This is a genomic window from Roseovarius sp., assembly GCF_048262375.1.
Classification (GTDB): Bacteria; Pseudomonadota; Alphaproteobacteria; order Rhodobacterales; family Rhodobacteraceae; genus Roseovarius.
The window spans coordinates 154,241-180,349 of record NZ_JBLXFE010000006.1 but is presented as its reverse complement, the minus strand read 5'-3'; the positions used below and the strand labels follow the sequence as shown (position 1 = coordinate 180,349).

The 26,109-nt window shown below is 58.2% G+C and carries 26 protein-coding genes and 1 tRNA gene; 9 read left to right on the top strand and 18 right to left on the bottom strand.

Features of this window, described 5'->3' with window-relative positions; translation table 11 throughout:
• Positions 1-111 precede the first annotated feature (111 nt).
• Genes ACN0SW_RS09205 through dusB form a run of 3 tightly spaced genes read right to left on the bottom strand, consistent with a single transcriptional unit; the run spans position 112 to position 3,565 of the window.
• Entirely contained in the window at positions 112-1,473 is a 1,362-nt protein-coding gene (locus ACN0SW_RS09205) for a response regulator (protein ID WP_417727622.1), read from the bottom strand.
• A gap of 2 nt (positions 1,474-1,475) precedes the next feature.
• The gene (locus ACN0SW_RS09200) at positions 1,476-2,549 is read right to left on the bottom strand and encodes a two-component system sensor histidine kinase NtrB (protein ID WP_417727621.1); all 1,074 of its coding nucleotides are present in this window, start codon (positions 2,547-2,549) and stop codon (positions 1,476-1,478) included.
• Entirely contained in the window at positions 2,546-3,565 is a 1,020-nt protein-coding gene (gene dusB / locus ACN0SW_RS09195) for a tRNA dihydrouridine synthase DusB (protein WP_417727687.1), read from the bottom strand. Before dusB ends, ACN0SW_RS09200 begins: the two co-directional genes overlap by 4 nt.
• A gap of 161 nt (positions 3,566-3,726) precedes the next feature.
• Here dusB and ACN0SW_RS09190 point away from each other — a divergent pair, with 161 nt between their 5' ends.
• The 3 genes from ACN0SW_RS09190 to ACN0SW_RS09180 are packed head-to-tail and all read left to right on the top strand — an operon-like array spanning position 3,727 to position 5,824.
• Positions 3,727-4,869 carry a bifunctional 2-C-methyl-D-erythritol 4-phosphate cytidylyltransferase/2-C-methyl-D-erythritol 2,4-cyclodiphosphate synthase gene (locus ACN0SW_RS09190; RefSeq protein WP_417727620.1) on the top strand — a complete coding sequence of 381 codons (1,143 nt, stop codon included), beginning with the start codon at positions 3,727-3,729 and terminating at the stop codon, positions 4,867-4,869.
• Complete coding sequence (locus ACN0SW_RS09185) at positions 4,860-5,357, top strand: phosphatidylglycerophosphatase A (RefSeq protein ID WP_417727619.1); 498 nt, start codon at positions 4,860-4,862, stop codon at positions 5,355-5,357. The genes ACN0SW_RS09190 and ACN0SW_RS09185 overlap by 10 nt, the downstream gene beginning before the upstream one ends.
• Positions 5,354-5,824 (top strand): CinA family protein, encoded by a 471-nt coding sequence (locus ACN0SW_RS09180; protein ID WP_417727618.1) that lies wholly within the window; start codon positions 5,354-5,356, stop codon positions 5,822-5,824. The genes ACN0SW_RS09185 and ACN0SW_RS09180 overlap by 4 nt, the downstream gene beginning before the upstream one ends.
• Before the next feature lie 15 nt (positions 5,825-5,839).
• On the opposite strand, the gene ACN0SW_RS09175 is transcribed toward ACN0SW_RS09180, so the two are convergent.
• Positions 5,840-6,292 (bottom strand): type II toxin-antitoxin system RatA family toxin, encoded by a 453-nt coding sequence (locus ACN0SW_RS09175; protein ID WP_417727617.1) that lies wholly within the window; start codon positions 6,290-6,292, stop codon positions 5,840-5,842.
• A 71-nt stretch (positions 6,293-6,363) separates the two neighbouring features.
• Here ACN0SW_RS09175 and hpt point away from each other — a divergent pair, with 71 nt between their 5' ends.
• Positions 6,364-6,909 (top strand): hypoxanthine phosphoribosyltransferase, encoded by a 546-nt coding sequence (hpt, locus tag ACN0SW_RS09170; protein ID WP_417727616.1) that lies wholly within the window; start codon positions 6,364-6,366, stop codon positions 6,907-6,909.
• Between the two features lie 9 nt (positions 6,910-6,918).
• On the opposite strand, the gene ACN0SW_RS09165 is transcribed toward hpt, so the two are convergent.
• The 10 genes from ACN0SW_RS09165 to ACN0SW_RS09120 form a co-directional block, all read right to left on the bottom strand.
• Positions 6,919-6,995: transfer RNA gene (locus ACN0SW_RS09165), tRNA-Arg, on the bottom strand.
• A 48-nt stretch (positions 6,996-7,043) separates the two neighbouring features.
• Entirely contained in the window at positions 7,044-8,264 is a 1,221-nt protein-coding gene (locus ACN0SW_RS09160) for a cysteine desulfurase (RefSeq protein WP_417727615.1), read from the bottom strand.
• Between the two features lies 1 nt (position 8,265).
• Positions 8,266-8,862 carry a Yip1 family protein gene (locus ACN0SW_RS09155; protein ID WP_417727614.1) on the bottom strand — a complete coding sequence of 199 codons (597 nt, stop codon included), beginning with the start codon at positions 8,860-8,862 and terminating at the stop codon, positions 8,266-8,268.
• On the bottom strand, positions 8,859-9,344 hold the full coding sequence (locus tag ACN0SW_RS09150) for a YIP1 family protein (protein ID WP_417727613.1): 486 nt from the start codon (positions 9,342-9,344) through the stop codon (positions 8,859-8,861). The genes ACN0SW_RS09155 and ACN0SW_RS09150 overlap by 4 nt, the downstream gene beginning before the upstream one ends.
• Positions 9,344-10,633 carry a Fe-S cluster assembly protein SufD gene (sufD, locus tag ACN0SW_RS09145; RefSeq protein ID WP_417727612.1) on the bottom strand — a complete coding sequence of 430 codons (1,290 nt, stop codon included), beginning with the start codon at positions 10,631-10,633 and terminating at the stop codon, positions 9,344-9,346. Before sufD ends, ACN0SW_RS09150 begins: the two co-directional genes overlap by 1 nt.
• Complete coding sequence (gene sufC, locus ACN0SW_RS09140; RefSeq protein WP_417727611.1) at positions 10,633-11,388, bottom strand: Fe-S cluster assembly ATPase SufC; 756 nt, start codon at positions 11,386-11,388, stop codon at positions 10,633-10,635. The genes sufD and sufC overlap by 1 nt, the downstream gene beginning before the upstream one ends.
• Before the next feature lie 31 nt (positions 11,389-11,419).
• Positions 11,420-12,025 carry a hypothetical protein gene (locus ACN0SW_RS09135; protein ID WP_417727610.1) on the bottom strand — a complete coding sequence of 202 codons (606 nt, stop codon included), beginning with the start codon at positions 12,023-12,025 and terminating at the stop codon, positions 11,420-11,422.
• A 144-nt stretch (positions 12,026-12,169) separates the two neighbouring features.
• A complete protein-coding gene (sufB, locus tag ACN0SW_RS09130) occupies positions 12,170-13,693 on the bottom strand; it encodes a Fe-S cluster assembly protein SufB (RefSeq protein ID WP_417727609.1) in 1,524 nt (507 codons plus the stop codon).
• A 17-nt stretch (positions 13,694-13,710) separates the two neighbouring features.
• Positions 13,711-14,754: a cysteine desulfurase family protein gene (locus ACN0SW_RS09125; RefSeq protein ID WP_417727608.1), complete on the bottom strand. Its 1,044-nt coding sequence runs from the start codon at positions 14,752-14,754 to the stop codon at positions 13,711-13,713.
• A 65-nt stretch (positions 14,755-14,819) separates the two neighbouring features.
• Positions 14,820-15,281, bottom strand: a complete 462-nt coding sequence (locus tag ACN0SW_RS09120; RefSeq protein ID WP_417727607.1) for an Rrf2 family transcriptional regulator — start codon at positions 15,279-15,281, stop codon at positions 14,820-14,822.
• 158 nt (positions 15,282-15,439) lie between these two features.
• Here ACN0SW_RS09120 and ACN0SW_RS09115 point away from each other — a divergent pair, with 158 nt between their 5' ends.
• Together ACN0SW_RS09115 and ACN0SW_RS09110 are read left to right on the top strand one after the other, a co-directional pair.
• A complete protein-coding gene (locus ACN0SW_RS09115; protein WP_417727606.1) occupies positions 15,440-16,093 on the top strand; it encodes an alpha/beta hydrolase in 654 nt (217 codons plus the stop codon).
• A gap of 9 nt (positions 16,094-16,102) precedes the next feature.
• Positions 16,103-16,354, top strand: a complete 252-nt coding sequence (locus ACN0SW_RS09110; protein WP_417727605.1) for a hypothetical protein — start codon at positions 16,103-16,105, stop codon at positions 16,352-16,354.
• Positions 16,355-16,358: 4 nt separating this feature from the next.
• Here the strand turns inward: ACN0SW_RS09110 and ACN0SW_RS09105 are convergent, their stop codons facing one another.
• A complete protein-coding gene (locus ACN0SW_RS09105) occupies positions 16,359-18,785 on the bottom strand; it encodes a GcvT family protein (protein WP_417727604.1) in 2,427 nt (808 codons plus the stop codon).
• A 232-nt stretch (positions 18,786-19,017) separates the two neighbouring features.
• Positions 19,018-19,386 (bottom strand): hypothetical protein, encoded by a 369-nt coding sequence (locus tag ACN0SW_RS09100; RefSeq protein WP_417727603.1) that lies wholly within the window; start codon positions 19,384-19,386, stop codon positions 19,018-19,020.
• A gap of 251 nt (positions 19,387-19,637) precedes the next feature.
• Here ACN0SW_RS09100 and ACN0SW_RS09095 point away from each other — a divergent pair, with 251 nt between their 5' ends.
• Positions 19,638-22,046 carry a GcvT family protein gene (locus tag ACN0SW_RS09095; protein ID WP_417727602.1) on the top strand — a complete coding sequence of 803 codons (2,409 nt, stop codon included), beginning with the start codon at positions 19,638-19,640 and terminating at the stop codon, positions 22,044-22,046.
• A gap of 75 nt (positions 22,047-22,121) precedes the next feature.
• Here ACN0SW_RS09095 and ACN0SW_RS09090 read toward each other — a convergent pair whose 3' ends face one another.
• Positions 22,122-22,346, bottom strand: coding sequence for a DUF2842 domain-containing protein (locus tag ACN0SW_RS09090; RefSeq protein WP_417727601.1), 225 nt, complete (start codon positions 22,344-22,346; stop codon positions 22,122-22,124).
• 9 nt (positions 22,347-22,355) lie between these two features.
• Positions 22,356-23,651, bottom strand: a complete 1,296-nt coding sequence (locus tag ACN0SW_RS09085) for an adenylosuccinate synthase (protein ID WP_417727600.1) — start codon at positions 23,649-23,651, stop codon at positions 22,356-22,358.
• A 269-nt stretch (positions 23,652-23,920) separates the two neighbouring features.
• On the opposite strand from ACN0SW_RS09085, the gene secG reads away from it, so the two are divergent.
• Both secG and ACN0SW_RS09075 read left to right on the top strand, forming a co-directional pair.
• The gene (secG, locus tag ACN0SW_RS09080; protein ID WP_417727599.1) at positions 23,921-24,283 is read left to right on the top strand and encodes a preprotein translocase subunit SecG; all 363 of its coding nucleotides are present in this window, start codon (positions 23,921-23,923) and stop codon (positions 24,281-24,283) included.
• A gap of 168 nt (positions 24,284-24,451) precedes the next feature.
• Positions 24,452-26,095: a CTP synthase gene (locus tag ACN0SW_RS09075; RefSeq protein ID WP_417727598.1), complete on the top strand. Its 1,644-nt coding sequence runs from the start codon at positions 24,452-24,454 to the stop codon at positions 26,093-26,095.
• The last annotated feature ends 14 nt before the right edge of the window (positions 26,096-26,109 follow it).

The window sequence follows — 26,109 nt, the reverse complement described above, 5'->3', positions numbered from 1 at the left end:
TCTGCGTTGCCACGCACGCCCCCATCACCTCGTGGGGTCGCACCTGCTTCCCCGCAACATATGGACTGCTTTGGCGCGCGCGCCTCAATTAGCAACAGTCCTGTTGCAGTTTTACATCAACTTACGGCGGCGTGTCACGTTAATATCCAGCTCGGTGATTTTCTTGCGCAGCGTATTGCGGTTGATGCCCAAAAGGTCTGCGCATTTCGCCTGATTGCCCGCCGTCGCATCCAGCGCAATCTCGATCAATGGCAGCTCGATTTCACGAAGAACCCGCGTATAGAGCCCCGGCGGCGGCAAGACATCGCCATGCAGATCGAAATACCGTCGCAGATGCCCTGCAACCGAAGCGGTCAAACTCTCGCCCCGCCCCTCTCGTATCACCGGCTCAGAGCGTGGCTGATTGCCCAGCACGGCTTCCACCTCGGCGCGGCTGATTTCCTCGGTCATCGCCGTCAGCCCGATTCGCCGCACGGCATTCTCCAACTGACGCACATTGCCCGGCCAACTATAGGCGCGCATCAGCTCTGCCGCCTGCTCCGACAGATGCCGCGCAGGTTGACCGTCCCGCTCGTCGCGCGCCAGAAAATGCTCAGCCAGCAAGGGAATATCCTCAAGCCGCGACCGAAGGGACGGTACGTCGATCACGGCCCCGCTCAGCCGGTAATAGAGATCTTCGCGCAAGGATCCTTCGTCCAGCGCTTGTCCCGGCGGCACCCGGCTGGTCGCCATGAACCGCGGCACATGATCGCCCGGCGCATCCATCATCCGCACCACCCGGCCCTGTGCTTCGGACGGCAGATCGGTCACCTCGTCCAACACGATCGTGCCCCCTTTGACCCGCGCCATGATCCGCGACGGGCCGTCCAGTTCCCGCAAATCCGCAGGCGTCACCGTCACAAACGGCAATGTGCGCCGATCCGAGAAGTCGTGAATCGCCTTGGCGATCAGGGATTTTCCGGTGCCGGATTCGCCGCAGATCATCACTGGAAGATCCGTGTTCATGATCCGCGCCACCACCCGGTAGAGCGCCTGCATCGCCGGTGTTCGCCCGATCAGCGGCAATTCCTCGGGCCGCTCCACCTCGACCTCCCGGATGGGTCTGCGCGCCCGCGATTCCAACGCCCGCGCCGTGCGTTTCATCAGATCCGGCAGGTCAAATGGCTTGGGCAGGTAATCATAGGCTTCCGCCTCCGCCGCCTTGATCGCCGTCATGATCGTGTTTTGCGCCGAAATCACGATCACCGGCAGGCCGGGACGATCCTGCGCGATCTTGGGCAGCATCTCGAGGCCATTGCCATCCGGCATCATCACATCCGAAATGACCACATCGCCCTTGCCCTCGCCTACCCATCGCATCAGCGTGGTCAGGCTCGAGGTGGCATGCACCCGACACCCCGCCCGCGTCAACGCCTGCGTCAGAACTGTGCGGATCGTGCGGTCGTCATCGGCGACCAGTACCGTGCCATCCATCCTCAAGCCTCCTTGATTGCGTCCGCTGCCCGTTGCAACGAAATCCGAAATACCGTGCGACCGGGCACGGAACTGACTGAAATCCAGCCATCATGGTCCGAAATGATCTTGGCCGCGAGCGCAAGGCCAAGCCCGGTTCCGTTCTCCCGTCCCGACACGAACGGATCAAAAATCTGATCGGCAATCTCGGGCGGCAATCCGGGACCATCGTCGATGATCTCGATCTGCAAGGGCAGCGCCTTGCCTTCTCCCTCACCGCGCCGCACCCGCAGCGACTGCTCGTAATACGTATGCAACCGGATGGTGCCCGGCTTGCCGCGCGCCGCCTCAGCCGCGTTTTTCAAGAGGTTCAGCACCACCTGCAACAACTGATCCCCATCCCCAAGCGCCATCGGCAGCGACGGGTCATAATCCTCGATCAGCGCCATATGCGCGGCAAAGCCGAGCATGGCCGAGCGCCGCGCGCGGTCCAGCACATCATGCAGATTGACCGGGCGCATATCCGGCGCGCTGATATTGCCGAATTGCTCGACTCGTTCCAACAGGCTCACGATCCGGCGGCTTTCGCTCACGATCAGATCGGTCAGTTCAAGATCCTCTGGGCCCAGCGTCATCGACAAGAGCTGCGCCGCTCCGGTGATCCCGGCGAGCGGATTCTTGATTTCATGCGCCAGCATTTCAGCCATGCCAATGGCGGATTTCGCGGCGGCCTTGACGCTGCTGTTTTGCACCATGCGCCCGGCCAATTCGCGAGGGCTGATCAGAACGATCATGTATCCCGGACTGCCCGCCAGCGGTGCCACCTGCAAATTGCATTGCATCGGCGCACGCTCGCCGGTGCCAACATCCACATCATTCACAAAGAGCGGCGCACCGTTCAGCCGGGCCCGTTCAAACGCCTCTTCGAGCGGGGCATTCACCGCCAGCTTGTCCCACACGGGCTGTCCGACCAGCGCCCGCGACGAAGACATCATGAACCCTTCCGCCGCCGGGTTGATCCCTGCGATCCGGTCCTCGGGATCAAGCAACAGCGCCGGCACCGGCAGAGAGGTCCAAATCGCGTCATCCGCATTCATGCTGCGGCCCTCGCATCCTGATCTTCTTTGCGTGCCGGATCGCCTCCCGCCATCGCATCCGGCAAAAGCCCCAACACGTCCTTGGGGGTTTCCGCCGTCAACACCGCGCGACGAACACCCTCCGCGCTGTGGGCCGCCTCCATATACCAGCCAAGATGCTTGCGCGCGACGCGCAGCCCCAGATCCCGGCCGTAAAAGCCCAACATCGCCTCATAATGCGCAGCCACCAGATCAACCAGCGCGGTGCCGCGCGGCGCCTCCGGGGGGGTGCCATGCCCCATCGCCGCCGCAACCTCAGCCAAAAGCCACGGACGCCCGCGCGCACCACGGCCGATCATCACACCTGCCGCCCCCGACTGCGCCACCGCTCGTCGGGCCGAGTCGACGCTGGTAACATCGCCATTGGCGATGACCGGAATATTCACGGCCTCCACAATTTCAGAAATCGCCGCCCAATCCGCCGCTCCACGATAGAATTGACAGCGCGTGCGCCCATGCACGGTGATCATGGCCACCCCTGCCGACTCTGCCCGTCGCCCAAGCTCTGGCGCATTCAATCGGGTATCATCCCAGCCCAGCCGTGTCTTGAGCGTTACCGGAACGTCGACCGCAGCCACCACCGCCTCGATCAGCCGCAGCGCATGATCCAGATCGCGCATCAGCGCCGAGCCCGAGGCCCCCGCGCCCCCGGCGCTCACCACCCGTTTGGCAGGGCATCCCATGTTGATGTCGATGATCCGCGCGCCATTGTCGGCCACCACCCGTGCAGCCTCTGCCATCCAATGCGCGTCACAGCCCGCCAATTGAACGGCCGTGTTCTCAGCCCCAAGACCCAGTTCCGCCTTGCCGCGCGCCGATGGCTTGGCCTGCACCATTTCCTGGCTCGCGACCATTTCGCTGACCACCAGACCAGCACCAAATCCCGCCACCACCTCGCGAAACGGCAGATCAGTGATTCCCGCCAGCGGGGCCAATAAAATCGGCGTCGCAATCTGCTTCTCCGCGATGTTCAGCATCACCTTGCCTAATCCTTGTGCAATTCCGTCGTTCTACCTGTGAACCCGACGTCAAACAATGATCACGGGCCTATTTAACAGCCGCGTCGCGCATATATGCCTAACTTTTAGGCATATGCTCAGCCATTGCGCTCGCACAAAACCCGGCCTAAGCAAGACCTATGACAACCGCAGCTATCATCGTGGCCGCAGGCCGGGGTACCCGCGCTGGCGGCGATCAACCCAAGCAATGGCAGGCCCTTTTGGGCCGCCGGGTGATTGACTGGACGCTTGAGGCATTCCTCGCGGTGACAGAAATTGATCGGATCGTTGTCGTCCTCCACCCGGACGACCTCAACCGGCTTGCCCCCCATCCACGGATTACTGTCACCGTCGGCGGGGCCACCCGCGCCCAATCGGTCCGAAACGGGCTTGAGATTCTGCAAGCGGATCCGCCTACGCATGTGCTTATCCACGATGTCGCGCGATGCTGTACACAAACCGCGTACATTGCGTCCATTTTGTACACAATCCAAAGCACAGGCTCACCCGCAATTGCTCCGGCCTTGGCCGTGACCGACGCCCTCTGGACCGGGGTTGACGGACGCGTGACAGGAACCCGCGACCGCGCCGGGCTATACCGTGCTCAAACTCCCCAAGCCTTTGAATATACATCTATTCTCGCGGCGCATCGCGCATATCAGGGCGATGCCGCCGACGACGTGGAAGTGGCCCGCGCCGCAGGGATTGACGTAACGATCATCGATGGCCATGAGGATAATATCAAGATCACCCATCCGCACGACTTTACCCGTGCAGAAAAAATACTTGGAAATCAAATGGATATACGTGTTGGACTAGGGTTTGACGTGCACCGCTTTGGTCCCGGTGACCATTGCATGCTCTGCGGCGTCGCCGTTCCCCATGATCGCGGGCTTCAAGGCCATTCCGACGCGGATGTCGGGCTTCATGCTCTTACAGACGCAATATATGGTGGCTTGGCCCAAGGCGACATTGGCCGACATTTTCCCCCCAGTGATCCCCAATGGAAAGGCGCCGAAAGCCACATTTTCCTGCGTCATGCTGTGGCGCTTGCAAGGGAGTTCGGTTTTAAAATTAATAACATAGACGTCACTCTTGTTTGTGAGCGTCCCAAAATCACACCGCATGCAACCGCCATGCAAGCGGCTCTGTCAGAAATCACTGGCCTGTCTCTGGACCGGATTTCAGTCAAGGCAACCACGTCAGAACGCCTTGGCTTCACCGGACGAGAAGAGGGCATCGCCGCTCAAGCGGCTGTAACACTGGTCAAGCCATGCGCCTAAGTCATTTGATCGCAACGTTTTTCTATGTCGGACACCTGCGCCCTGCACCGGGCACATGGGGGTCACTGGCCGCTCTGCCCGTTGCACTGGGTCTACATCTTGTGGGCGGTCCGGTGCTCCTTGGTATTGGCATTGCCTTGGCTTTCGCCTTAGGTTGGTGGGCCACACATCTGGAAACAAAGGGAAAAACAAATCACGACCCTTCTGAAATCGTGATCGACGAGGTGGCCGGACAGTGGATTGCCTTTCTGCCGGTCTCGATCGGTGCCTCTCATGCCGGTGTCGACCTCTTAAGCCTTTGGCCTGGCTTTGTTTTTTCTTTTCTCGCTTTCCGTTTCTTTGACATCACCAAACTTGGCCCGATTGGCTGGGCAGACCGCCGCAACGATGCCTTGGGCGTCATGTTCGACGATATTCTTGCCGGGCTTGCTGCCGCGATCTGCGTCCTGCTGGCCGCCGGATTTTATCATGGGGTTCTAGGGCTTTGATTGCACAGGATATTATCACTCAGGCCCGCGCTCACGGTGTGATGATTACCACGGCCGAAAGTTGCACCGCAGGCATGGTAGCTGCAGCCCTGACAGAAATCCCCGGTTCGTCCGATGTGGTTGAAAGAGGGTTCGTAACCTACTCTAACCTATCAAAAAAAGAGATGCTAGGCGTGTCCGATTCGACATTAACCACTTACGGGGCCGTCTCCGAAGAGGTCGCCCGTGAAATGGCCGACGGCGCCCTGTCCCATAGTGCGGCACAACTGGCGGTCTCAATCACTGGCATTGCAGGGCCGGGCGGATCAGAGCACAAACCCGAAGGACGTGTCTGTTTCGGTCTTGCGATGACCGGGCGGGTGACCGTAACCGAAACTCAGGAATTTGGCGCAATCGGTCGTGGAAACGTCCGGGAACAGGCGCGAAATCACGCACTAAAACTCATATTAAATAATCTAAAACAATAGCTTATAGATTTTATCTCATGTGTTTTGATAGAGCGCGTCCGCGCGCTGTTCGAAAGCGCGCACGATCCGCTTCATCGCTTCGAAAAAGAACAAATCAGCAGCGGACTGTAACAATTTGTTTTTAAATGTAAAATCTACATCAAAGCTCACTTCGCAGCCCCCCTCAACATCGCGAAAAACCCAGTTTGAGCGCATATGCTGAAACGGACCATCAAGGTATTCTGTCTCGATCTGCCGTGCCTCAGGCCAGAGCACCACACGACTGCTGAATCTCTCTCGGAACACTTTGAAACTAATAACTAAATCAGCTTCCATAATCTCAGAGCCATCGTCCTGCGGACGCGTGGATCGCACTCTTGCGGCGGCCGTCCACGGCAGGAACTGTGGATAACTGGCGACATCTGCAACAAGAGCATACATCTTGTCCGCCGAATAGCGCAAAACTCGTGTTTCTGAATGTGATGGCATTTCGCCCCCGGTTTCCGCGTGACAGTGGCGCGCTTTTTCCTAGACTGAGACCAGAACTTCAAGAGGGTCACATGCCGCAGCGCGCTTATGTTATCGATAAACTGATCACGGCCAAGAGTATTGCCGCCCGAATCGAGACCCTTTCGCATGAGATAGAGGCCGAATTCGCAGGGACGCAGAAACTGGTGGTTGTGGGCCTCTTGCGTGGCTCTTTCATTTTTATTGCCGACCTCGTTCGGGAGCTGGACTTGCCGGTCGAGGTCGACTTCGTCGAGACGTCTTCTTACGGCAACGCCATGGAGAGCAGTAGAGAAGTTCGTATTCTCAAGGACTTGCGCGGCGATATTGAAGGGCGGGATGTGCTCGTGGTCGAAGATATTGTGGACACAGGTCACACCTTATTTCATGTGCTGCATCTGCTGGAGAGCCGCAGGCCGCGCAAACTCCGTACCATCGCACTCTTGGATAAACCGTCGCGGCGCGAGGCGGAAATACGGGCCGACTGGATTGGGTTTGAAATTCCCGATGAGTTTGTCGTGGGATATGGCATTGATTATGCGCAAAGAAACCGAAACCTTCCCTATATCGGCAAAGTCCGCTTCTGCGATCAGTCATAAGAGGTAAAGTGGCGGACCCAAGAGGATTCGAACCTCTGGCCTCTGCCTTCGGAGGGCAGCGCTCTATCCAGCTGAGCTATGGGTCCACTTGCGCGGTGGTATAGCGGGGCCTGGTCTGCCCCGCAATCGCAAAATCAGCCAAAGAGCTCATGTGCAAGTTCGAGTGCATCAATCAGCACATCAACCTCAGATCGCGTGTTATACATCGCAAAAGAGGCACGACAGGTGGCCGTGACGTCGAGGTGCTCCATCAGCGGTCCGGTGCAATGCTGACCTGCACGTACGGCCACACCTTTCTTGTCAAGGATGGTCGATATGTCATGCGCATGCGCCGCGCCTTGCATGGTAAAGGAAAAAATCGCAGCCTTATCCGGCATCGTGCCTTGGACATTAATCCAGTTTAGCCCGGCAAGGCGTTCTTGTGCATAGCGGCTCAGATCATCCTCATGGGCGCTGATCGCGTCCATTCCGACATGCATCATATATTCCAGCGCCACGCCCAGACCGATCGTCTGCACGATACCCGGCGTGCCGGCCTCGAATTTCATCGGCGGATCGTTATAGGTCACGCTGTCGCGCGTTACCTCGCGGATCATGTCACCCCCTCCCATAAAGGGGCGCATCTCGGCCATCCGCTCCTTGCGAACAAAGATCGCACCCGAACCCGAGGGACCATAAAGCTTGTGCCCGGTGATAGCGTAAAAATCACAGCCCATCTCATCAAGATTGACTGGCATGTGAACCGCCGCCTGAGAACCATCCACAAGCACTGGCACACCCCGCGCCCGTGCCGCATCACAAATTGCTTTCACATCAACTTTGGATCCCAAGACATTGGACAGATGGGTAATGGCGATGAGTTTAGTCTTTGGCGTAATCGCATCTATGACCTTTTGCGGGTCCAACCATCCACGCGAATCGATATCCACCCATTTGAGCGCCACACCCTGCCGTTCCCGCAGAAAATGCCACGGCACGATATTGGCATGATGTTCCATAATGCTGAGGATAATCTCGTCGCCCGCCTGCATCCGGGGCATGGCCCAAGAATAAGCAATCATATTGATCCCCTCGGTGGTGCCCGAGTTGAAGATAATCTGATCCTCATCCGCCACCCCAAGAAACCGCGCAACGACGCCACGCACGGCCTCATATTTCTCGGTGGCAAGGTTGCTCAGATAGTGCAGCCCACGATGCACATTGGCGTATTCCATCGAATAGGCCTTTGTTATCGCGTCAATGACCACCTGTGGTTTCTGCGCTGACGCCCCATTATCAAGGTAAACCAATGGCTTACCGTTCACTTCTCGTGCAAGAATCGGGAAGTCGGCACGAATTTTTTCAACATCGAGCATCTCATGCCCCTCCCATAGCGGCCACGCCGATCAGGCTCAGCAGAATGCTTAGTCCAACCGCCATAGCCACGATTGACAGAACAATCACGCCCGCGGATTTAAACATGTTATCAAAGCGATGCGCAGAATCAACAAAGCCGATCAGAATGTAAATGCCCCAAATCGAGGATAGGAATATCAACAGGACAGCCACCATTGGAAAAGCCAGAGCCGAAATCGCGACAGCCACTTGCAGGATAAGCCTCAGCACCTGCAACCAGCAGATCAAGACCAACACATCCGACATTTGTGCCTGCCCCCCGAGCATGCGCCCCACCCAGAACAAAGCGAAAACCGTGATCGCAAGCGCCCCAAAAAGGAAAACAGTAAACAGCAGCGGTGAATGAAACGCTGGCGGCATGAGCATCATCGCCGCAGGATCGGTCGGCGGCGAGAGACGCAGAGACACTGAATAAACGATCGAATTGAGCACGGACATAAGTGCCAGCGCCATCCAGAGACTCTGCTGCGGGAAGCCAAACCCAATCAACACCCGCGCGGCGTCACGCGGGCGAAACAGCGTTTCCATCAAAAGCGCCTTGAATCGCGCCTGTGTCATGCCTTGCTCCATCCCGCCTCAATCAGACCTGAAACCCAAAACCACAAAAATATCAGCACCCAAAGCAGATCGACGGCCTGCAATCCGGGTCCCGGCCCGATAAATCCTGCCACAAGCCCACGCAAGAGAATGAGCGGACTCGCCGCAAGAAACGCCCAAAAAAGCGCGATCCGCGCACCAAACGCGCTCCCACGTCCGCCAAGCACCCGCAAGACCCAGTGACTGATGAGCGCCAGAGCATAGAGGATCAGCGGTGCAAAGAATATCCACGCCAGCAATGCACCGCCCAACATCGGGTTCAACTCTTGCCCCGTAAAATGCGCTTCGCGCGCCAATCTGGGCCATTGTGCGACATACACCAAAACGCAGGCCGCGATCAGGATAACGAGCGCACGATCCTCTCGCGGCCCCAAGCCGATCAGCCGACGCGCCACCCGACGCGGATTACGATAGGTGGCAACAAGGTCGGAGGTGACTGGCATCAGCGGCTCCTGCGCTCCAGCCAACCCGAAAGCTGACTGTTGATTTCTTCACGCAGGACCTCGTTCTCGATCTCATCTACGGCCTCCGCAAGAAAAGACAGTGTCAGAAGGTCCGTTGCCAACGGTTTTGGAACGCCGCGCGCCCGTAGGTAGTAAAGCGCGTCCTCATCTATCGCCCCCGAGGTCGAGCCGTGCGAACACGCCACATCATCGGCATAGATCTCCAACTCCGGCTTTGCCAGAAACTGACTGTCTTCATCCAGCAAGAGCGCCTGACTGATCTGATACCCATCAGTTTTCTGAGCACCCTGCTTGACCAGAATCTTGCCTTGAAACACACCGGTTGCCCCGTTGCGCAAGACTTTCTTGAAAACCTGACGGCTCTCACAGTTCACCGCGTCATGGGTGACAAATACCGTGTCGTCCTGATGGAAATCGCCATCTCCCATGGCGGCCCCAGCGACATGAGCCACACCGTTATCACCAGCCAATTCGATAACGCATTCATTCCGCGTCATCACCCCGTTGGCCGTCATGGTAAAGGACTTGAACCTGCTCTGCGCGCCCAATCGGGCAAAAATATGCGTTACAGCGCGGCGTTCGTGGTCACGGCCCTGAGTGCGAATGTGATGAAAGCTCGCTTTGTCCGCGATATCAACTTCCATGACCTTGTTGAACCGCGCGGCAGCTGGGCCATTCTCCAGAACTGTAAGTTCAGCGCCCGCTTCCAGCTTGATGACATGGTGGAGGATCGCGTCAGAACTCTCTGATTTATGGATATAAATCAAATTTATTGCTTTGCTGGGGCGCCCTGTCACATGGATCAGCACACCATCGCTTGCATAGGCGGTATTCAACGCGGCCAGAGGGCGGGCCACCGGCGTCTGTCCCCGCTCTTCGAGAACGCCATAAAGATCGCGCGCCCAATGGATATCCGTTTTGGCAGCGGCACTCAGTCTCTCTATCTTCACGCCCTCTAGCGTCGGATCATCGCTCGCCTCGGCATCATACACACCATCCACGAACACCACGTTCAAACGATCAATCGCCGCAAAGCTCATTGGGTCGTCGCCGTCCGAGAACCGCGCAGCGTGCGGGGCTTCCACTTGGACAAGGCTGTCCGGTCGGGTAAACTTCCAATATTCATCACGTCGATCGGGCAAGCCCATTGCCTTCAATCGCCCCAACGCCGCTTCGCGGGCCCCGGTTGCCCAAAGCCCCCCTTCCGGCAGGATCAGCGCGTCCAAACGGGCTTCGAGTGCGGTCAGTTTTGCTTGCGCTACAGCCATCACGCCACCTCGGACAGAATATCGGCATACCCGTTCTGCTCCACTTCAAGAGCAAGTTCCGGACCGCCAGTCTTGATGATCCGGCCATCGTACATAATATGCACGACATCCGGTTTGATGTGATCAAGCAGGCGCTGATAATGGGTAATCACAAGGAAACCACGCCCTTCGTCACGCAGCGCGTTCACACCGTCTGCAACCAGTTTCATTGCGTCCACATCAAGGCCCGAGTCTGTCTCGTCCAAGATGCACATCTTGGGCTCCAGCATGGCCATTTGCAGGATTTCATTACGCTTTTTTTCGCCTCCGGAGAATCCCACATTGACCGGGCGCTTGAGCATATCGGCGTCGATCTGCAGGGTCTTGGCCTTTTCTCGCACCACTTTCAGGAATTCCGCGGCACTCATCTCATCTTCGCCGCGCGCCTTGCGCTGTGCATTCACGGCGGTGCGCAAAAACGTCATATTACCAACGCCGGGGATCTCAACCGGATATTGGAACGCCAGGAAGAGGCCCGCCGCTGCACGTTCTTCGGGCTCCATTCCGAGCAGGTCGATACCTGCCAGTGTGGCGCTCCCGGCGGTCACTTTGTACCCATCACGTCCCGAAAGAACATAAGACAGCGTCGATTTTCCAGACCCATTGGGCCCCATGATCGCATGCACCTTGCCAGCCTCGACAGTCAGGTTCACACCCTTGAGGATGGTCTTGTCCTCTTCTTCAAGGTCGACGTGCAGGTTTTTGATTTCCAACATTTTTATCATCCTTCTTTGTATCGTGGCGGCGTCAGGGCCGCGTCATCATCTCTATGATCGTCAACAGGTCTTCGGGCCTGAGCGTCAATGGCTTCACCTCGAATTCCGCCATGCGACCAATCACCAGCCGAGGCGCGCCAATGAACTCCTCAACCCGGTGATAGTGTTTCCGAGGGGTGTAGTCGTCGAAGAGAAGCGTGATAGGCCGCGCCGTGCGCAACGCTGCGGCCAAAACACAACCCGTGCGAAATCGGCCGTCTACCAGCACCACATCGGGCTGGACAAACTCGGGTAGGCCCCAAACCTGAAGCGGATAGCGCGCATAGCGTTGCCAGCCGCGCGCGTTACGAGGGAACCCCCATTCTTTCGTCGGGCCGACATCAGACCAGATGACATCCACCTCAGTCCCTTGTGCGGGTGGATTTTCTGCAAACCACCCCCGCATCATTCGCGCCCAATCCTCGTCACTCTCGACCGAAAAGAGCCGCTTGCCGGGCAATTCGGCGGCAACAACCGTTGACCCACCAGAGCCATATTCAAGGATCACGTCCGCCTGTCCATAAACCTTGCGCAAATGCGCGGCTTCCGCGTCGGGCAAGGTCAGGACTGGCCTGTCTATGGTTTTTGTCCCGCCCATCTCAACCCAACACGCCTGCAGAGGCGCTGACAGGTACCATGGACACCAAAGCGCCCGCGATCATGCCGTGGCAGTCAGTGACCCGTTGGCCCTCAGTGTGGCGGATGGTGGCAATAATCATCGCGTTTTTCCCAAGGGCGAGCGTTAGCCCACGCTCCCCTCAAGCGAAATCGCCACCAGTTGCTGCGCTTCCATAGCAAACTCCATCGGCAGCGCCTGAAGCACGTCCTTGCAGAACCCATTGACCACGAGAGCGACGGCCTCTTCTTCGTCCATGCCACGGGCGCGGCAATAGAACATCTGATCGTCATCCACCTTGGAGGTGGTGGCCTCATGTTCGACACGGCTCGAGTTGTTCTTGACCTCGATATAGGGCACCGTATGCGCCCCGCATTTGTCGCCGATGAGCAAGCTGTCGCATTGCGTGTAATTACGGCTGTTCTTGGCCTTGGGGTGCATGCTGACCAGCCCGCGATAGGTGTTCTGCGCATGGCCCGCGCTGATCCCCTTGGACACGATGCGCGACCGGGTGTTTTTGCCCAGATGGATCATCTTGGTGCCAGTATCGGCCTGCTGATAATTGTTGGCGATGGCGATCGAATAGAACTCGCCTTGGCTTTCATTTCCGCGCAGTATGCAAGAGGGGTATTTCCATGTGACCGCCGATCCGGTCTCCACCTGCGTCCACATCACCTTGGACCGGTCCCCCCGGCAATCGGCGCGCTTGGTGACAAAGTTGTAAATCCCGCCTTTGCCGTTCTCATCGCCCGGATACCAATTCTGCACCGTGGAATACTTCACCTCGGCATCTTCCTCGATGATGATCTCGACTACGGCGGCGTGAAGCTGGCTCGTGTCCCGCTTGGGCGCGGTGCAGCCCTCAAGATAGCTCACGTAAGAACCCTTGTCCGCGATGATCAGCGTCCGCTCGAACTGTCCGGTGTTCTCGGCATTGATGCGGAAATAGGTGCTCAGCTCCATCGGACAGCGTACACCGGGCGGAACATAGACAAAGGAGCCATCGGAAAACACGGCGGAATTCAGTGTGGCGTAGAAATTATCGCTCACAGGCACGACCGAGCCGAGGTACTTCTTGACCAGTTCGGGATGCTCCCGGATCGCCTCGGAGATCGAGCAAAAGATCACGCCGGCCTTGCGCAACTCAGCCTGAAAGGTTGTCCCGACGCTCACGCTGTCAAACACCGCATCCACCGCCACCTTGCGGCCCTCGGCGGGCGCGTCCTCGGCCCCTTCGACCCCGGCCAGAATCATTTGCTCCTTGAGCGGAATACCCAGCTTTTCATAGGTGGCCAGCAACTTGGGATCGACCTCGTCCAGCGACTTGGGCTTCACCTCCATCGACTTGGGGCGCGCATAGTAATACTGCGCCTGAAAATCGATCTTGGGGTAATCCACCATAGCCCAGTCGGGTTCAGTCTTGGACAGCCAGCGGCGGTACGCCTCAAGCCGCCACTCAGTCATCCATTCGGGTTCTTCGTTCTTGGACGAGATCAGGCGCACGATGTCCTCGTTCAGACCAAGCGGCGCGTATTCCATTTCGATGTCGGTATTCCAGCCGTACTTATAGGCCTCGCCAACTTGGCGCACTGCATCGACGGTTTCGCGGTCTACACCGTCCTTGACCTGAACGTTATCCACAGCAACCATTCCCCTCTCCTTACATATCAGGCCAATCGGCCCCGATGTTTTTGCAGGCGCTTCAGCCAAGCCTCGGCAAAGCGCAAGATATCGTCTTCTGATGTCTGCGGCCCCAACGATACGCGGATCGCGCACCCCGCCAGAGCCTCATCAAATCCCATCGCGCGCAGCACCCGACTTGCCTTGACCTTGCCACTGGAACACGCGCTCCCGGCAGAGATCGCAAACCCAGAAAGATCCATAGACATCACTTGTATCTCGCCCTTCCATCCCGGCGTGACAAAGCAACTGGTATTCGGCAAACGCGGCGCATCTTTCCCGACAAAAATAGTCTCATTTGAAAACTCTGCAATGGTATTTTCTAGAATGTTTCTAAGTTTTTCGATCTGCGCCCATTTTCCTTCAGCAAGATCATGGCCACAGGCCTCGGCTGCAGCGCCAAATCCGGCAATACCGATGACATTCTCGGTTCCGGCCCGACGGCCCATTTCCTGCCCGCCACCGCGAATCTGAGCCGCAAGATCGGTGCCGCGCCGGATAACCAATGCGCCGATGCCTTTTGGCCCGCCCAACTTATGAGCGGAAACAAGCGCCATCTCCGCACCGGACCAGTTGAAGGCCACCGGCAGCTTGCCAAAGGCCTGCGTCATGTCGCTAACGGCCAAACCTTCGGGCAGCGACTGAATCACCCCAGTCTCGGAATTTGCCAGTTGAAGGACTGACCCGCCGGGATCGGAAACTGAGACCCGCCCTTCAGCATCCACCGATAAATCGGGATTGATCCACGCGCCGACAGCATCATGCTCTACCATGCTCCCGTGCAAATCCCGCCCACTGCAGGCAAGAGCCGCCGCCTCTGTCGCCCCGGAGGTAAAGATTACATCCGCCCCCTCCGCGCCAAGGGCCGCCGCCACTTGGGCGCGCGCGCGCTCAACCAGCCCCTTGGCGGCACGCCCTTCTGCATGAACGCTCGACGGGTTGCCGATCAGGTCCATGGCCTCCAGCATGGCCTCGCGCGCCTCAGGGCGCAGCGGGGCCGTGGCATTGTAATCAAGATAGACCCTTTGCATGATCGCCCATTCTTGTTGGTCAGGTCCGCCGGGTCTGTAAGGGCCAAGCTCTCACAGGCATGGCGTCAATCGTCATCTACCACAGCAAAGAGATGCGGCACGGCCGGACATGGGGCGAGCGAATTGCCCGCCACATCGCTCAACCGCGTCTGATGTAAAAATACATAGACATGCGCGCTCAACCCTTCCCACAGCCGGTTCGCCATGGATTGCGCCCGAGATCCGCTTGTCCCCCCCGAGGCCCCTGCCCCCTTGTGCAGCGCGTCGATCGTTTCATCCACGGCAGCCAGAATATCGGCCACCCGGATTTCCGAGGCGGGCCGTACAAGTCGATAGCCCCCTCCAGGTCCGCGCACCGATGTCACAAGCTCTGCCCGGCGCAGCTTTACAAAAAGCTGCTCCAGATAGGGCAATGAAATATCCTGCCGCCGGGAAATATCTCCCAGCGTGACCACCGTTCCCGGAGGCTGTAAAGCGATATCGACAAGCGCAACCATGGCATAACGCCCTTTTGTGCTCAGTTTCATTGATCTTCTCCCATGCGAACAGATTGACCTTGCGCAGCACAACGCTTATCTCGCTCTGAGCCAGTTTGGCCCGGATCGCAATTTAGAACAATTCTAAGGTGCCCGAGCGAAGTCGTCAAGATTATCGCACTCACCCATGAAGAGGACACAGGGAACCCATGCCCGAGGTTATCTTTCCCGGCCCAGAGGGTCGGCTCGAAGGCCGCTATCACCCACAAAAGGAAAAAGACGCGCCCATCGCGATTGTGCTGCATCCGCATCCACAATTCGGTGGCACGATGAACAACAAGGTTGTCTATAACCTGCATTACGCCTTTTACAACATGGGCTTTACCGTGTTGCGGTTCAATTTCCGCGGCGTTGGCCGTAGCCAGGGCGAATACGACCAGGGAATCGGAGAGCTGAGCGATGCCGCCTCAGCCCTCGATTATCTGCAATCGATGAACAACAATTCCAAACATTGTTGGGTTGCGGGTTTTTCCTTTGGCGCGTGGATCGGCATGCAGCTTTTGATGCGGCGGCCTGAAATCACCGGATTCATATCCGTCAGCCCGCCAGCTAATATGTATGACTTCAGCTTTCTCGCCCCCTGCCCGGCCTCTGGCCTGATCATCAATGGCAGCCTAGACCGAGTCGCCCCCCCTGCGGACACCAAGACGCTGGTGAACAAGCTGCATGAACAGCATGGGATCACCATCACCCATCAAGAGGTGGAAGGTGCGGATCATTTCTTCAAAGAGCCGCATATGGACACGATGATCAGTTCCGTCAGCACCTATGTGAAACGTCGTTTGACCGAAAACACGCGTTGAGGACAGAATATGGGTGTTACCGAGGATCTGGCGGATGAGCTGGCCCGCGACGTCATCAAGGCGATCGAGGTCACGGGCGATGAGATGATCGTCAGCGATATCCAAAAGATCCTCGGGGCCACCTCGCAGACTGCAGAAGAGGCGTTTTTAACCGCCGTGCGCGTGCGTCGCGCCAATATCAAGGCGCGCGCGGTTCTTCTGGACAAGCTCAAACGGTTCAAAGCCGCCAAGGAAGCCGCCGCCGACAAAGGCGACGGCTGACGCGTCAGGCACGCAAACGCGCACCATCAGGATCAAACGGTGCCTCATGCAGAATACATGCGCGGTGCGGCCGACCCAAAACCATGACCTCGACCAAGTCACCTGGCACGGCCCCACCTTTGACATAGCCAAGCGCAAGGCTCATGCCGACAGTATAGCCATAGGCCCCCGATGATACGCGGCCGACGCCCACACCATCTTTGAAAATCGGCTCGCCCCCCGTGGCATCAGCGTTTGAGGCGGTCACATCACTCTCGTCGAGATGCAGAATCACCAGTTGCTCACGCGCAGGTTCGCCGATCACTTCCTGCAAGGCAGACTTGTTCAGAAACGCCTTGTCCATCTTGCACAGGCCAGCCAACCCTGCTTCTTGCGGCCAGTATTCGGGGCTGTATTCGCGCGACCAAGAACCGTAGCCTTTCTCAATCCGCAGGCTCATAAGCGCGCGACTGCCCACCGGCCCTGCGCCCACGGTACGTCCGACCTCAAGAAGTGCGGTGTAGAGCCGAACCTGATCCTCTGCCGCGCAATGCAACTCCCATCCCAGATCGCCGGTGAAACTGACTCGCAGGGCCACACAGTCCACCCCACCCAATTCGATCCGGGCCGAGCGCATGAACGGAAATTCCTGAGTGCTGAGTGAGGCATTGGTCAATCGTTGCAATATCTCACGCGATTTCGGCCCCGCGACATTGAAGCCGCACACCTTGTCGGTCAGGCTTTCGAATGTCGTGCCATCCGGCAGCGGTACCGCGTCAAAGAACCGCTTATGATAGCGTTCCGCCATGCCCGATGAAATCACCCAAAACTCGTCTTCTGCCAGCCGCGTAACAGTCGCATCGCCGGCGATTCCGCCGCGCACCCCAATCAGTGGCGTAAGACAGGACCGGCCGACAGACTTTGGCATCCGGTTCGCGAACACAGCATTCAACCAGTCCTCTGCCCCCGGCCCTTTGACCCGGTATTTGGCAAAGTTGGATATGTCGATGATGCCTGCGCGCTCGCGCAGCATGCGGCATTCTTCGCCCACCGTACCCCACCAGTTCTGCCGGGTAAAGCCGTTGGTATCCACCGTGCCGGGCGCGTCTGCGAACCACAAAGGATGCTCCCACCCATAATTGAGTCCAAAGACCGCCCCCATATCGCGCTGCATCTCGTAGGCAGGGCGCACCCGCAATGGGCGCCCTGCGCTCCGCTCTTCATTGGGAAAATGAATCGAGAACCGGTGGGCATATTGATCGCGCACCTTGGCCTTGACGAAATCGCGATTGTTGGCCCAGAGACCAAAGCGCGCGATGTCCCAGGGGAACATATCGTACTTCATTTCTCCGTTGATCAACCATTCGGCCACCATCCATCCCATGCCCGCCGACTGGCTGAACCCCGGAATAATGCCGTTACAACAGAAATACCCCTTAAGCTCTGGCACCGGCCCAAGAATCACGTTGCTGTCTGGCGACCAAATCATCGGTCCGTTTATCACGCGCTTAATGCCCGCATTGCCCACGACGGGCACCCGGTCAATCGCACGCATCATGTTTTCCTCGATCCGCTCCAGATCGTCCGGAAAGAGATCATGTGCAAAATCGAGCGGCGTGCCCTCTTCCGCCCAGAACCGCATGTCGCGCTCATAGGCCCCGATCAAGAGCCCCTTGCCCTCTTGCCGAAGATAATATTCGCCGTCCCGATCCGCGACCGAAGGCAACCTCCGGTCCAGGCCTGAAATCTCGGCGATCATCTCGGTCACGAAATACTGATGCTCGGTGGGCTGCAACGGCAGATCGATCCCGGCCAGTTTCGCCACTTCACGTCCCCAGAGACCAGCGGCGTTGATCACCCAAGGCGTGTGAATATTGCCTTTGGGCGTCTCGACAATCCAGCTGCCGTCGGGCTGCGGCACCGTTGCCGTCACGGGCGTAAAGCGATGAATTTCCGCGCCGCGCTGACGTGCGCCCACTGCGTAGGCGTTTGTCACGCCCGAAGGGTCCACATTGCCGCCATCGGGCTCGTACATGATGCAACGGATACCGTCAAAGTTCACCAAGGGGTGCAACCGCTCGGCTTCGTCGCGGCCAATCTCGTGAAAGTTCATGCCATAAAGCTTGGCCTTGGCCGCTTGCAGGCGCAGCTGATGCTCACGATTCTCGGTCTGCGCCAGATAAAGGCTACCGGGCTGAAACACCCCGCAGCTTTGTCCTGTTTCGGCCTCAAGCTCGTTATAGAGCTTCATCGTGTAATGCTGCAGGCGGCTGATATTGGCGCTGTCGTGCAAGCCGTGGATATTGGCCGCTGCGTGCCAAGTGCTCCCACTTGTCAGCTCGTTACGTTCCAGCAGGACTACATCGGTCCAGCCTAGCTTGGTCAAATGATAAAGAATCGAGCATCCGATAACGCCGCCGCCGATCACAACGGCCTGTGCATGGGTCTTCATGGGGTGTCCCTTTGGCTTTCCGCAGAGGCCACTTTTACCCGTCTCAAACCTGCAGACCTGCCGGTATGCGACAGTTCGTGTCGTGGATATTACAGGTCGCCGCACCCCGTGCGCCAGAGAGGTTGCGCCCAGAGATGTTGCGAAGCGCGGTCAGTAGAATGGCCTGCCCTCGATCAGAGGACAGGCCGATACCCGAACCCACCCGGAAAGGTGCATCAGGATCAATCTCAGGTTAGCACACGCCAAAAGTTTCGCTGAGCACCGTATTGCCCGCGACTTTGATATAGACCTTGATGCCGGTGGGAATGCCGAACTTGGTGCAGATGTCCAGACAGGCCTCAGCCGCAGTGCCATTAGGAATAGACACGGGCAGAGGGAAACAGTGCTTGCCAAATCCAAGCGGCAGATTGAGGCAGACCTTGTTGTTCTCGACGGTCACCGCGATGCATTGCGCCGCAAGGGCGACATGGCCACCGCCTGCGGGCACTGCGGATCGCGCCGTGAGGTTTTTAGCTGCATCGTTCTCTTCGTGTCTGCGTCGTGCGGCGTCCAATGCAGCTTCTACGGCGCCATGATCAAATTCATGAAATTGTTGAGCCATTTCAAAGTTCTCCTTAATATAATTGAAGTGTCCCATAGGCTATATGGGTGACGCCAACATACTATAAACGGGTCTTTTATTCCAATGATTCGTCTTAAGGTTGTTTTTCAGTGTCTAAACTTGGATCTGCAGGGGGCGGTTCTTTCCGTGAAAGCATTCCCGACACCTCATTTGCGTCAGCTTTTGTCGCCAATTGACATGCTCTTTGAGCGCCACCGGGCAGGGTCTGGAAAAACAAACGGAGGTTCCCCATGAAAACCAGCACCCGCGTGGTCGTGATCGGCGGCGGTGTCGTCGGCTGTTCCGTGCTCTATCACCTGACCAAATTGGGTTGGTCGGATGTTATGCTGCTTGAACGGTCTGAATTGACCAGCGGCTCGACATGGCATGCGGCGGGGGGATTTCATACCCTCAATGGCGACACCAATATGGCCGCTCTTCAGGGCTATACGATCCGGCTTTATAAGGAGCTGGAAGAGATCACTGGCATGTCCTGCGGCCTGCACCATGTGGGCGGCGTGACGCTGGCCGACAACCGTGATCGCTTTGATATGCTCTTGGCCGAGCGTGCCAAGCATCGTTACATGGGCCTCGACACCCATATCGTGACCCCCGAAGAGATCGCACAGATCGCACCGGTCACCAATGTCGATGGCATCATCGGTGGCCTCTACGATCCGCTCGACGGGCATCTCGATCCCTCGGGCACCACCCATGCCTATGCCCGCGCCGCGCGTATGGGCGGTGCTACGATCGAGACCCATTGCATGGTGCGCGAAACCAAACAGCGCGCCGATGGCACTTGGGATGTTGTCACCGACAAGGGCACGATTCACACCGAACATGTGGTCAATGCGGGCGGCCTATGGGCACGCGAGGTGGGGGCGATGGCGGGTGTCTACCTGCCGCTGCACCCGATGGAACATCAGTATATCGTCACGGACGAAATCCCTGAAATTTACAACCGCGACAGCGAGCATCCGCATGTCATGGACCCCGCAGGCGAAAGCTATCTGCGGCAAGAGGGGCGCGGTCTGTGTATCGGGTTCTATGAACAGCCCTGCAAGCCTTGGGCGGTGGATGGCACACCTTGGGATTTCGGCCACGAACTCCTGCCCGACAACCTCGACAAGATCGAGGCCAGCATCGAATTCGCCTACAGGCGGTTCCCGGTGCTGGAGCAGGCCGGGGTCAAATCGGTCATTCACGGCCCCTTCACCTTTGCTCCCGACGGTAACCCCCTAGTCGGCCCCATTCCGGGCCTGCGCGGCTATTGGTCAGCCTGCGGCGTGATGGCGGGCTTTTCTCAGGGTGGCGGCGTGGGCCTCATGCTGGCGCAGTGGATGGTTGAGGGCGAATGCGAGCGTGACGTAACCGCCATGGATGTGGCACGCTTTGGCGACTGGATCACGCCGGGGTATACCCGGCCCAAGGTGATCGAGAATTATCAGAAACGGTTCTCAGTGAGCTACCCCAACGAGGAGCTTCCTGCCGCTCGCCCCTTCCGGCAAACTCCAATGTATGACGTATTTGACACGATGGGTGCTGTGTGGGGCGCGCAGTACGGGCTCGAAGTCGTCAATTATTTTGCCCAAGGAGACGAGCCGCGCTTCGAGACCCCGTCTTTCCGTCGCTCGAACGCATGGGAGGCGACAGCCCGCGAAGTCAAGGCAGTACGAGAGGCCGTGGGCATCAATGAGGTGCACAATTTCGGCAAATACCTCGTCACCGGTCCCAAGGCACGGGACTGGCTCGACCGGATCATGGCGGGGCGTATCCCCAAAGCGGGACGGCTGTCACTGACCCCGATGCTTTCGCCCAAAGGTCGGCTTTGGGGGGATTTCACCGTTTCTTGCCTTAATGACGAGACATTTCAGCTCACCGCCTCCTATGGCGCACAGGCGGTCCATATGCGCTGGTTTGGTCTGAACGAGACCGCAGGCGTCAAGGTCGAAAACATCTCGGACCGGCTCAACGGCTTTCAGATCGCCGGGCCAAAGGCGCGCGAGGTGCTCACCGCTTGTACCCGTGACCAAGTGGCAGACATGAAATTCATGGATATCCGCCATGCCACCGTCGGTAAGGTAGAGTGCCTCGTGCAGCGCGTCAGCTACACCGGCGACTTGGGCTATGAGATATTTTGCGATCCAATGGCGCAACGCGCACTCTGGGATGTGCTCTGGTCCGAGGGACAAAAGCACGGGATGAAACCCTTTGGCATGCGCGCGATGATGTCGTTGCGGCTCGATCGTTTCTTTGGCTCATGGCTCAATGAATTCTCGCCGGACTACACCCCCGGCGAGACTGGCATGGACCGTTTCATCAGCTTCGCCAAGAACGCCGATTTCGTGGGGCGGGCGGCGGCTGAGACTGAGCGCGCCAAGGGTGCTGCCCGTAAACTGGTGGCCTTTGAGGTCGCGGCGACGGATGCCGATGTGAACGGCTACGAACCGGTCTGGATCGACGGTGAGGTATGCGGCTTTTGCACCTCGGGCGGCTATTCGCATCATGCGGGCAAATCCATCGCGCTGGCGCTCATCCCAACCGAGCGGGCACAGGCGGGCTTGCGGGCCGAGATTGAGATCCTTGGGCATCGACTGGGGGCGACGATGCTGACCGAGGCGCTCTTTGACGCAGAGGGCGCGCGGATGCGTGGCTGAACCAAAAAAAACCGGCGCCTGCTCTGAAGGCGGACGCCGGTTTTTTGAGTATTTTCAGAACGATGAACGACTGAGTCAGTCCTTGTGCTCATCGGGGTCGGGCTGTCCGACCCCGACAAATACGCGCTTGAGCGGTATGATCCACAGAAAACCAAGCCCGACATAGATCATCAACTCGATCCAGATCGAAGGCCGGTCAATCCAGTTCACAACACTCACGGCCACCACCACATAAGCGGGTAGCCCGATCAGCAAGACCACGAGCGACCAGCGTTTGCGGGCTTTGTAACTCAGCGCCATGCGCTCTCCTCAATCCGCGAACGGGTCGGTGACGAGAATGGTGTCTTCGCGTTCGGGTGACGTAGACAATAGAGCGACAGGGCAATCGATCAACTCTTCGACCCGGCGCACGTATTTGATCGCTTCGGCAGGCAAATCGGCCCAGCTGCGCGCGCCCTCGGTCGATTGCGACCAGCCCGGCAGTTCTTCGTAAATCGGTGTGCAGCGCGCCTGTTGATCGGCGGCAGTTGGCAGGTAATCCAGCCGCGTGCCATCGAGATCATAGCCCACGCAGATTTTCAGCGTCTCGAACCCGTCAAGCACATCCAGCTTGGTCAGCGCGATGCCGGTCACACCAGAAGTGACGCAGGTCTGCCGCACGAGACAGGCGTCAAACCAGCCGCAGCGCCGTTTGCGCCCCGTCACCGTGCCAAACTCACGGCCACGCTCGCCCAAACGCTGACCATCGGCATTGTCCAACTCGGTCGGGAACGGCCCTTCGCCCACGCGGGTGGTATAGGCCTTGACGATGCCCAGCACATAATCGATCGCACTGGGCCCAAGACCAACGCCCGTCGCGGCCTGTCCGGCGATCACATTGGACGAGGTAACAAAGGGGTATGTGCCGAAATCAATATCCAAGAGCGCGCCTTGTGCGCCCTCAAAGAGGATACGCTTGCCCGCACGGCGATTCTCGTTGAGCACTTTCCATACCGGCGCCGCATAGGGCAGAATGAGCGGCGCGATCTCTTTGAGCTGCGCGATCAGCGCCTCGCGATTGACAGGCTCAATGCCCAAGCCTCGACGCAGCGGATCATGATGCTGAAGCGCGCGGTCCACCCGAGCGATCAGCGTCGCCTCATCAGCCAGATCCGCAACCCGGACGGAACGCCGCCCCACCTTATCCTCATAAGCAGGCCCGATACCGCGCCCGGTGGTGCCGATCTTGGTACCCTTAGAGGCCGCTTCCTCGCGCGCACGGTCCAACTCGCCGTGAATAGGCAGAATCAGCGGTGTATTTTCAGCGATCATCAGCGTCTCGGGCGTGATGGTCACACCCTGATCCCGGATAGAGGCGATCTCTTTGACCAGATGCCAAGGGTCAAGCACCACCCCATTGCCGATGACCGACAGCTTGCCGCCGCGCACCACACCCGAGGGTAGCGCATTGAGCTTGTAGACCTTGCCGTCGATCACGAGGGTATGGCCCGCATTATGGCCACCCTGAAAGCGCGCGATAACATCAGCCCGCTCACTCAGCCAATCGACGATCTTGCCTTTTCCCTCGTCCCCCCACTGGGCCCCGACGACGACGACATTTGCCATGATTTACCCCTCGGCATTTGGTCCAAACCGCGCGTCGGTATAGCGGGGCTACGCGCCGGGTGAAACATCTAATTGAGTCCGGTTCGCCGACGGATGCAGACATCCACAGCAGATCAGAGCAAGCAAGAGCCCCACCCCCGGCCGAACTATCCGGCAGAAATCGCATATGACGATGAATAGGGACCCCTGCGCCGATTGTCGGGTTGCGGGCGGGCGCAGAATTGCATAGATAGCGGCAGATCGAGACATAAGCGTAGGCCCCCTGATCCATGGAAAATGTCGTCCTGACCGTCCACCTTCTTTTGGCGCTCGCCCTGATCGGCGTGGTGCTTCTGCAACGCTCCGAAGGCGGCGGGCTTGGCATGGGCGGCGGCGGCGGTGGTGCCATGACGGGCCGTGCGGCCGCTACAGCACTGGGCAAGATGACATGGATCTTGGCCGCTGCCTTTATCATCACCTCGATCACGCTGACCATTATCGCCGCGCAAAACGCCGCCGGGATTTCAGTTCTTGATCGGTTGACCGACGCGCCGCCTGCCATTGAGCAAACTGCGCCGTCTCTACCGGATGCCGACAGTCTGTTGCCGCCGCCGTCTGGCGATACAGCCCCGTTGACACCTACGGCCGACTGACACAATTCATTGAGGTTGGGGATTACCGCGCAACAGCATCTTGCGGTTGGCTTGCGTAATCCTCGCGAATCCTGTAAGGGTTAAATCCCGTGGCAGAGCGGTCTTTCGAGGCTATCTCTGGGTTTTTGACCAACCATCAAACACACAGCAACACGGGGGCCTCAGCGCATGGCACGATATATTTTCATAACCGGCGGCGTTGTTTCCTCGCTTGGCAAAGGACTTGCCTCGGCCGCCCTTGGGGCGCTCTTGCAAGCACGCGGCTTTTCGGTGCGTTTACGCAAACTGGACCCCTATCTTAACGTTGATCCCGGCACCATGTCACCGTTTGAGCATGGCGAGGTCTTTGTGACTGATGATGGCGCCGAGACTGATCTTGACCTTGGACATTACGAGCGCTTCACCGGCGTACCGGCACGGATCAGCGACTCTGTCAGCTCTGGCCGGATCTATTCCAATGTGCTGGAAAAGGAACGGCGTGGCGATTATCTGGGCAAAACCATTCAGGTTGTTCCGCACGTTACCAATGAAATCAAAGAGTTCCTTGCGATTGGCGAGGATGAGGTTGATTTCATGCTTTGCGAGATCGGTGGCACCGTGGGTGACATTGAAGGATTGCCATTCTTTGAGGCAATTCGCCAATTCAGCCATGATCGTCCGCGGGGGCAGTGCATCTTCATGCATCTGACCCTCCTGCCCTACCTCGCGGCAAGTGGCGAGTTGAAGACCAAGCCGACACAGCATTCGGTCAAGGAACTGCAAAGCATCGGCATTGCGCCAGATATTCTAGTGTGTCGGTCGGAACAGCCCATTCCTGATAAGGAACGTGAGAAAATCGCGCTATTTTGTAACGTCCGTAAGGAGCATGTGGTCGCGGCCTACGACCTCAAATCGATCTATGAGGCGCCGTTGGCCTATCACCGCGAGGGTCTGGATCAGGCCGTGCTCGACGTGTTTCAGATCAGCCCCGCGCCCAAACCGGACCTGACCGTTTGGCTGGATGTCGTCGACCGGATCCAGAACACGGACGGCGAGGTCAATATCGCCATTGTCGGCAAATATGTGCAGCTTGAGGATGCCTATAAGTCGATCAAGGAGGCGCTCATTCACGGGGGCATGGCCAATCGGGTCAAGGTCAATGTTCAATGGGTTGATGCCGAGATTTTCGAGCGCGAAGACCCTGCGGCACATCTCGAAGGATTCCACGCTATTCTGGTGCCCGGCGGATTCGGCGAGCGCGGCACAGAAGGCAAGATCAAGGCCGCAGAATTTGCCCGCACCCGCAAAATCCCATATCTGGGAATTTGTCTGGGCATGCAAATGGCCGTGATCGAAGCGGCCCGTAATGTGGCTGGCCTCAAGGATGCTGGATCGGAAGAATTCGACCATGAAGCCGGCAAGCGGCGATTTGAGCCGGTGGTCTATCACCTAAAAGAATGGGTGCAGGGCAACGAGAAAGTGCAGCGCAAAGTCAGCGATGACAAAGGCGGCACCATGCGTCTCGGGGCCTATGACGCAGTGCTCAAGGAAGGCAGCCGCGTAGCGCAGATCTATCACGGCACAGCGATCGACGAACGCCACCGTCACCGTTATGAGGTAGACACCAAATACCGGGAAAAGCTCGAAGGCTGCGGCCTGACATTCTCGGGCATGTCCCCCGATGGTCGGTTGCCTGAGATCGTGGAATGGTCGGATCACCCTTGGTTTATCGGCGTGCAGTATCACCCGGAATTAAAATCCAAGCCATTTGCACCGCATCCGCTGTTTGCCGATTTTGTGCGTGCAGCCGTCGAGACATCTCGTCTGGTCTGAGACCAACACAGAGC

Bases quoted from the DNA above. Each gene is read 5' to 3' on its own strand.
- ACN0SW_RS09160 (WP_417727615.1), bottom strand. From the start codon at position 8,264: ATGCTCGATGTTGAAAAAATTCGTGCCGACTTCCCGATTCTTGCACGA.
- ACN0SW_RS09200 (WP_417727621.1), bottom strand. From the start codon at position 2,549: ATGAATGCGGATGACGCGATTTGGACCTCTCTGCCGGTGCCGGCGCTG.
- secG (WP_417727599.1), top strand. From the start codon at position 23,921: ATGGAAAATGTCGTCCTGACCGTCCACCTTCTTTTGGCGCTCGCCCTG.
- ACN0SW_RS09155 (WP_417727614.1), bottom strand. From the start codon at position 8,862: ATGACACAGGCGCGATTCAAGGCGCTTTTGATGGAAACGCTGTTTCGC.
- ACN0SW_RS09175 (WP_417727617.1), bottom strand. From the start codon at position 6,292: ATGCCATCACATTCAGAAACACGAGTTTTGCGCTATTCGGCGGACAAG.
- ACN0SW_RS09095 (WP_417727602.1), top strand. From the start codon at position 19,638: ATGAAAACCAGCACCCGCGTGGTCGTGATCGGCGGCGGTGTCGTCGGC.
- ACN0SW_RS09115 (WP_417727606.1), top strand. From the start codon at position 15,440: ATGCCCGAGGTTATCTTTCCCGGCCCAGAGGGTCGGCTCGAAGGCCGC.
- ACN0SW_RS09090 (WP_417727601.1), bottom strand. From the start codon at position 22,346: ATGGCGCTGAGTTACAAAGCCCGCAAACGCTGGTCGCTCGTGGTCTTG.
- ACN0SW_RS09135 (WP_417727610.1), bottom strand. From the start codon at position 12,025: ATGGGCGGGACAAAAACCATAGACAGGCCAGTCCTGACCTTGCCCGAC.
- sufB (WP_417727609.1), bottom strand. From the start codon at position 13,693: ATGGTTGCTGTGGATAACGTTCAGGTCAAGGACGGTGTAGACCGCGAA.
- ACN0SW_RS09125 (WP_417727608.1), bottom strand. From the start codon at position 14,754: ATGCAAAGGGTCTATCTTGATTACAATGCCACGGCCCCGCTGCGCCCT.
- ACN0SW_RS09205 (WP_417727622.1), bottom strand. From the start codon at position 1,473: ATGGATGGCACGGTACTGGTCGCCGATGACGACCGCACGATCCGCACA.
- ACN0SW_RS09085 (WP_417727600.1), bottom strand. From the start codon at position 23,651: ATGGCAAATGTCGTCGTCGTCGGGGCCCAGTGGGGGGACGAGGGAAAA.
- dusB (WP_417727687.1), bottom strand. From the start codon at position 3,565: ATGCTGAACATCGCGGAGAAGCAGATTGCGACGCCGATTTTATTGGCC.
- sufC (WP_417727611.1), bottom strand. From the start codon at position 11,388: ATGTTGGAAATCAAAAACCTGCACGTCGACCTTGAAGAAGAGGACAAG.
- hpt (WP_417727616.1), top strand. From the start codon at position 6,364: ATGCCGCAGCGCGCTTATGTTATCGATAAACTGATCACGGCCAAGAGT.
- ACN0SW_RS09100 (WP_417727603.1), bottom strand. From the start codon at position 19,386: ATGGCTCAACAATTTCATGAATTTGATCATGGCGCCGTAGAAGCTGCA.
- ACN0SW_RS09190 (WP_417727620.1), top strand. From the start codon at position 3,727: ATGACAACCGCAGCTATCATCGTGGCCGCAGGCCGGGGTACCCGCGCT.
- ACN0SW_RS09110 (WP_417727605.1), top strand. From the start codon at position 16,103: ATGGGTGTTACCGAGGATCTGGCGGATGAGCTGGCCCGCGACGTCATC.
- ACN0SW_RS09185 (WP_417727619.1), top strand. From the start codon at position 4,860: ATGCGCCTAAGTCATTTGATCGCAACGTTTTTCTATGTCGGACACCTG.
- sufD (WP_417727612.1), bottom strand. From the start codon at position 10,633: ATGGCTGTAGCGCAAGCAAAACTGACCGCACTCGAAGCCCGTTTGGAC.
- ACN0SW_RS09150 (WP_417727613.1), bottom strand. From the start codon at position 9,344: ATGCCAGTCACCTCCGACCTTGTTGCCACCTATCGTAATCCGCGTCGG.
- ACN0SW_RS09105 (WP_417727604.1), bottom strand. From the start codon at position 18,785: ATGAAGACCCATGCACAGGCCGTTGTGATCGGCGGCGGCGTTATCGGA.
- ACN0SW_RS09120 (WP_417727607.1), bottom strand. From the start codon at position 15,281: ATGAAACTGAGCACAAAAGGGCGTTATGCCATGGTTGCGCTTGTCGAT.
- ACN0SW_RS09075 (WP_417727598.1), top strand. From the start codon at position 24,452: ATGGCACGATATATTTTCATAACCGGCGGCGTTGTTTCCTCGCTTGGC.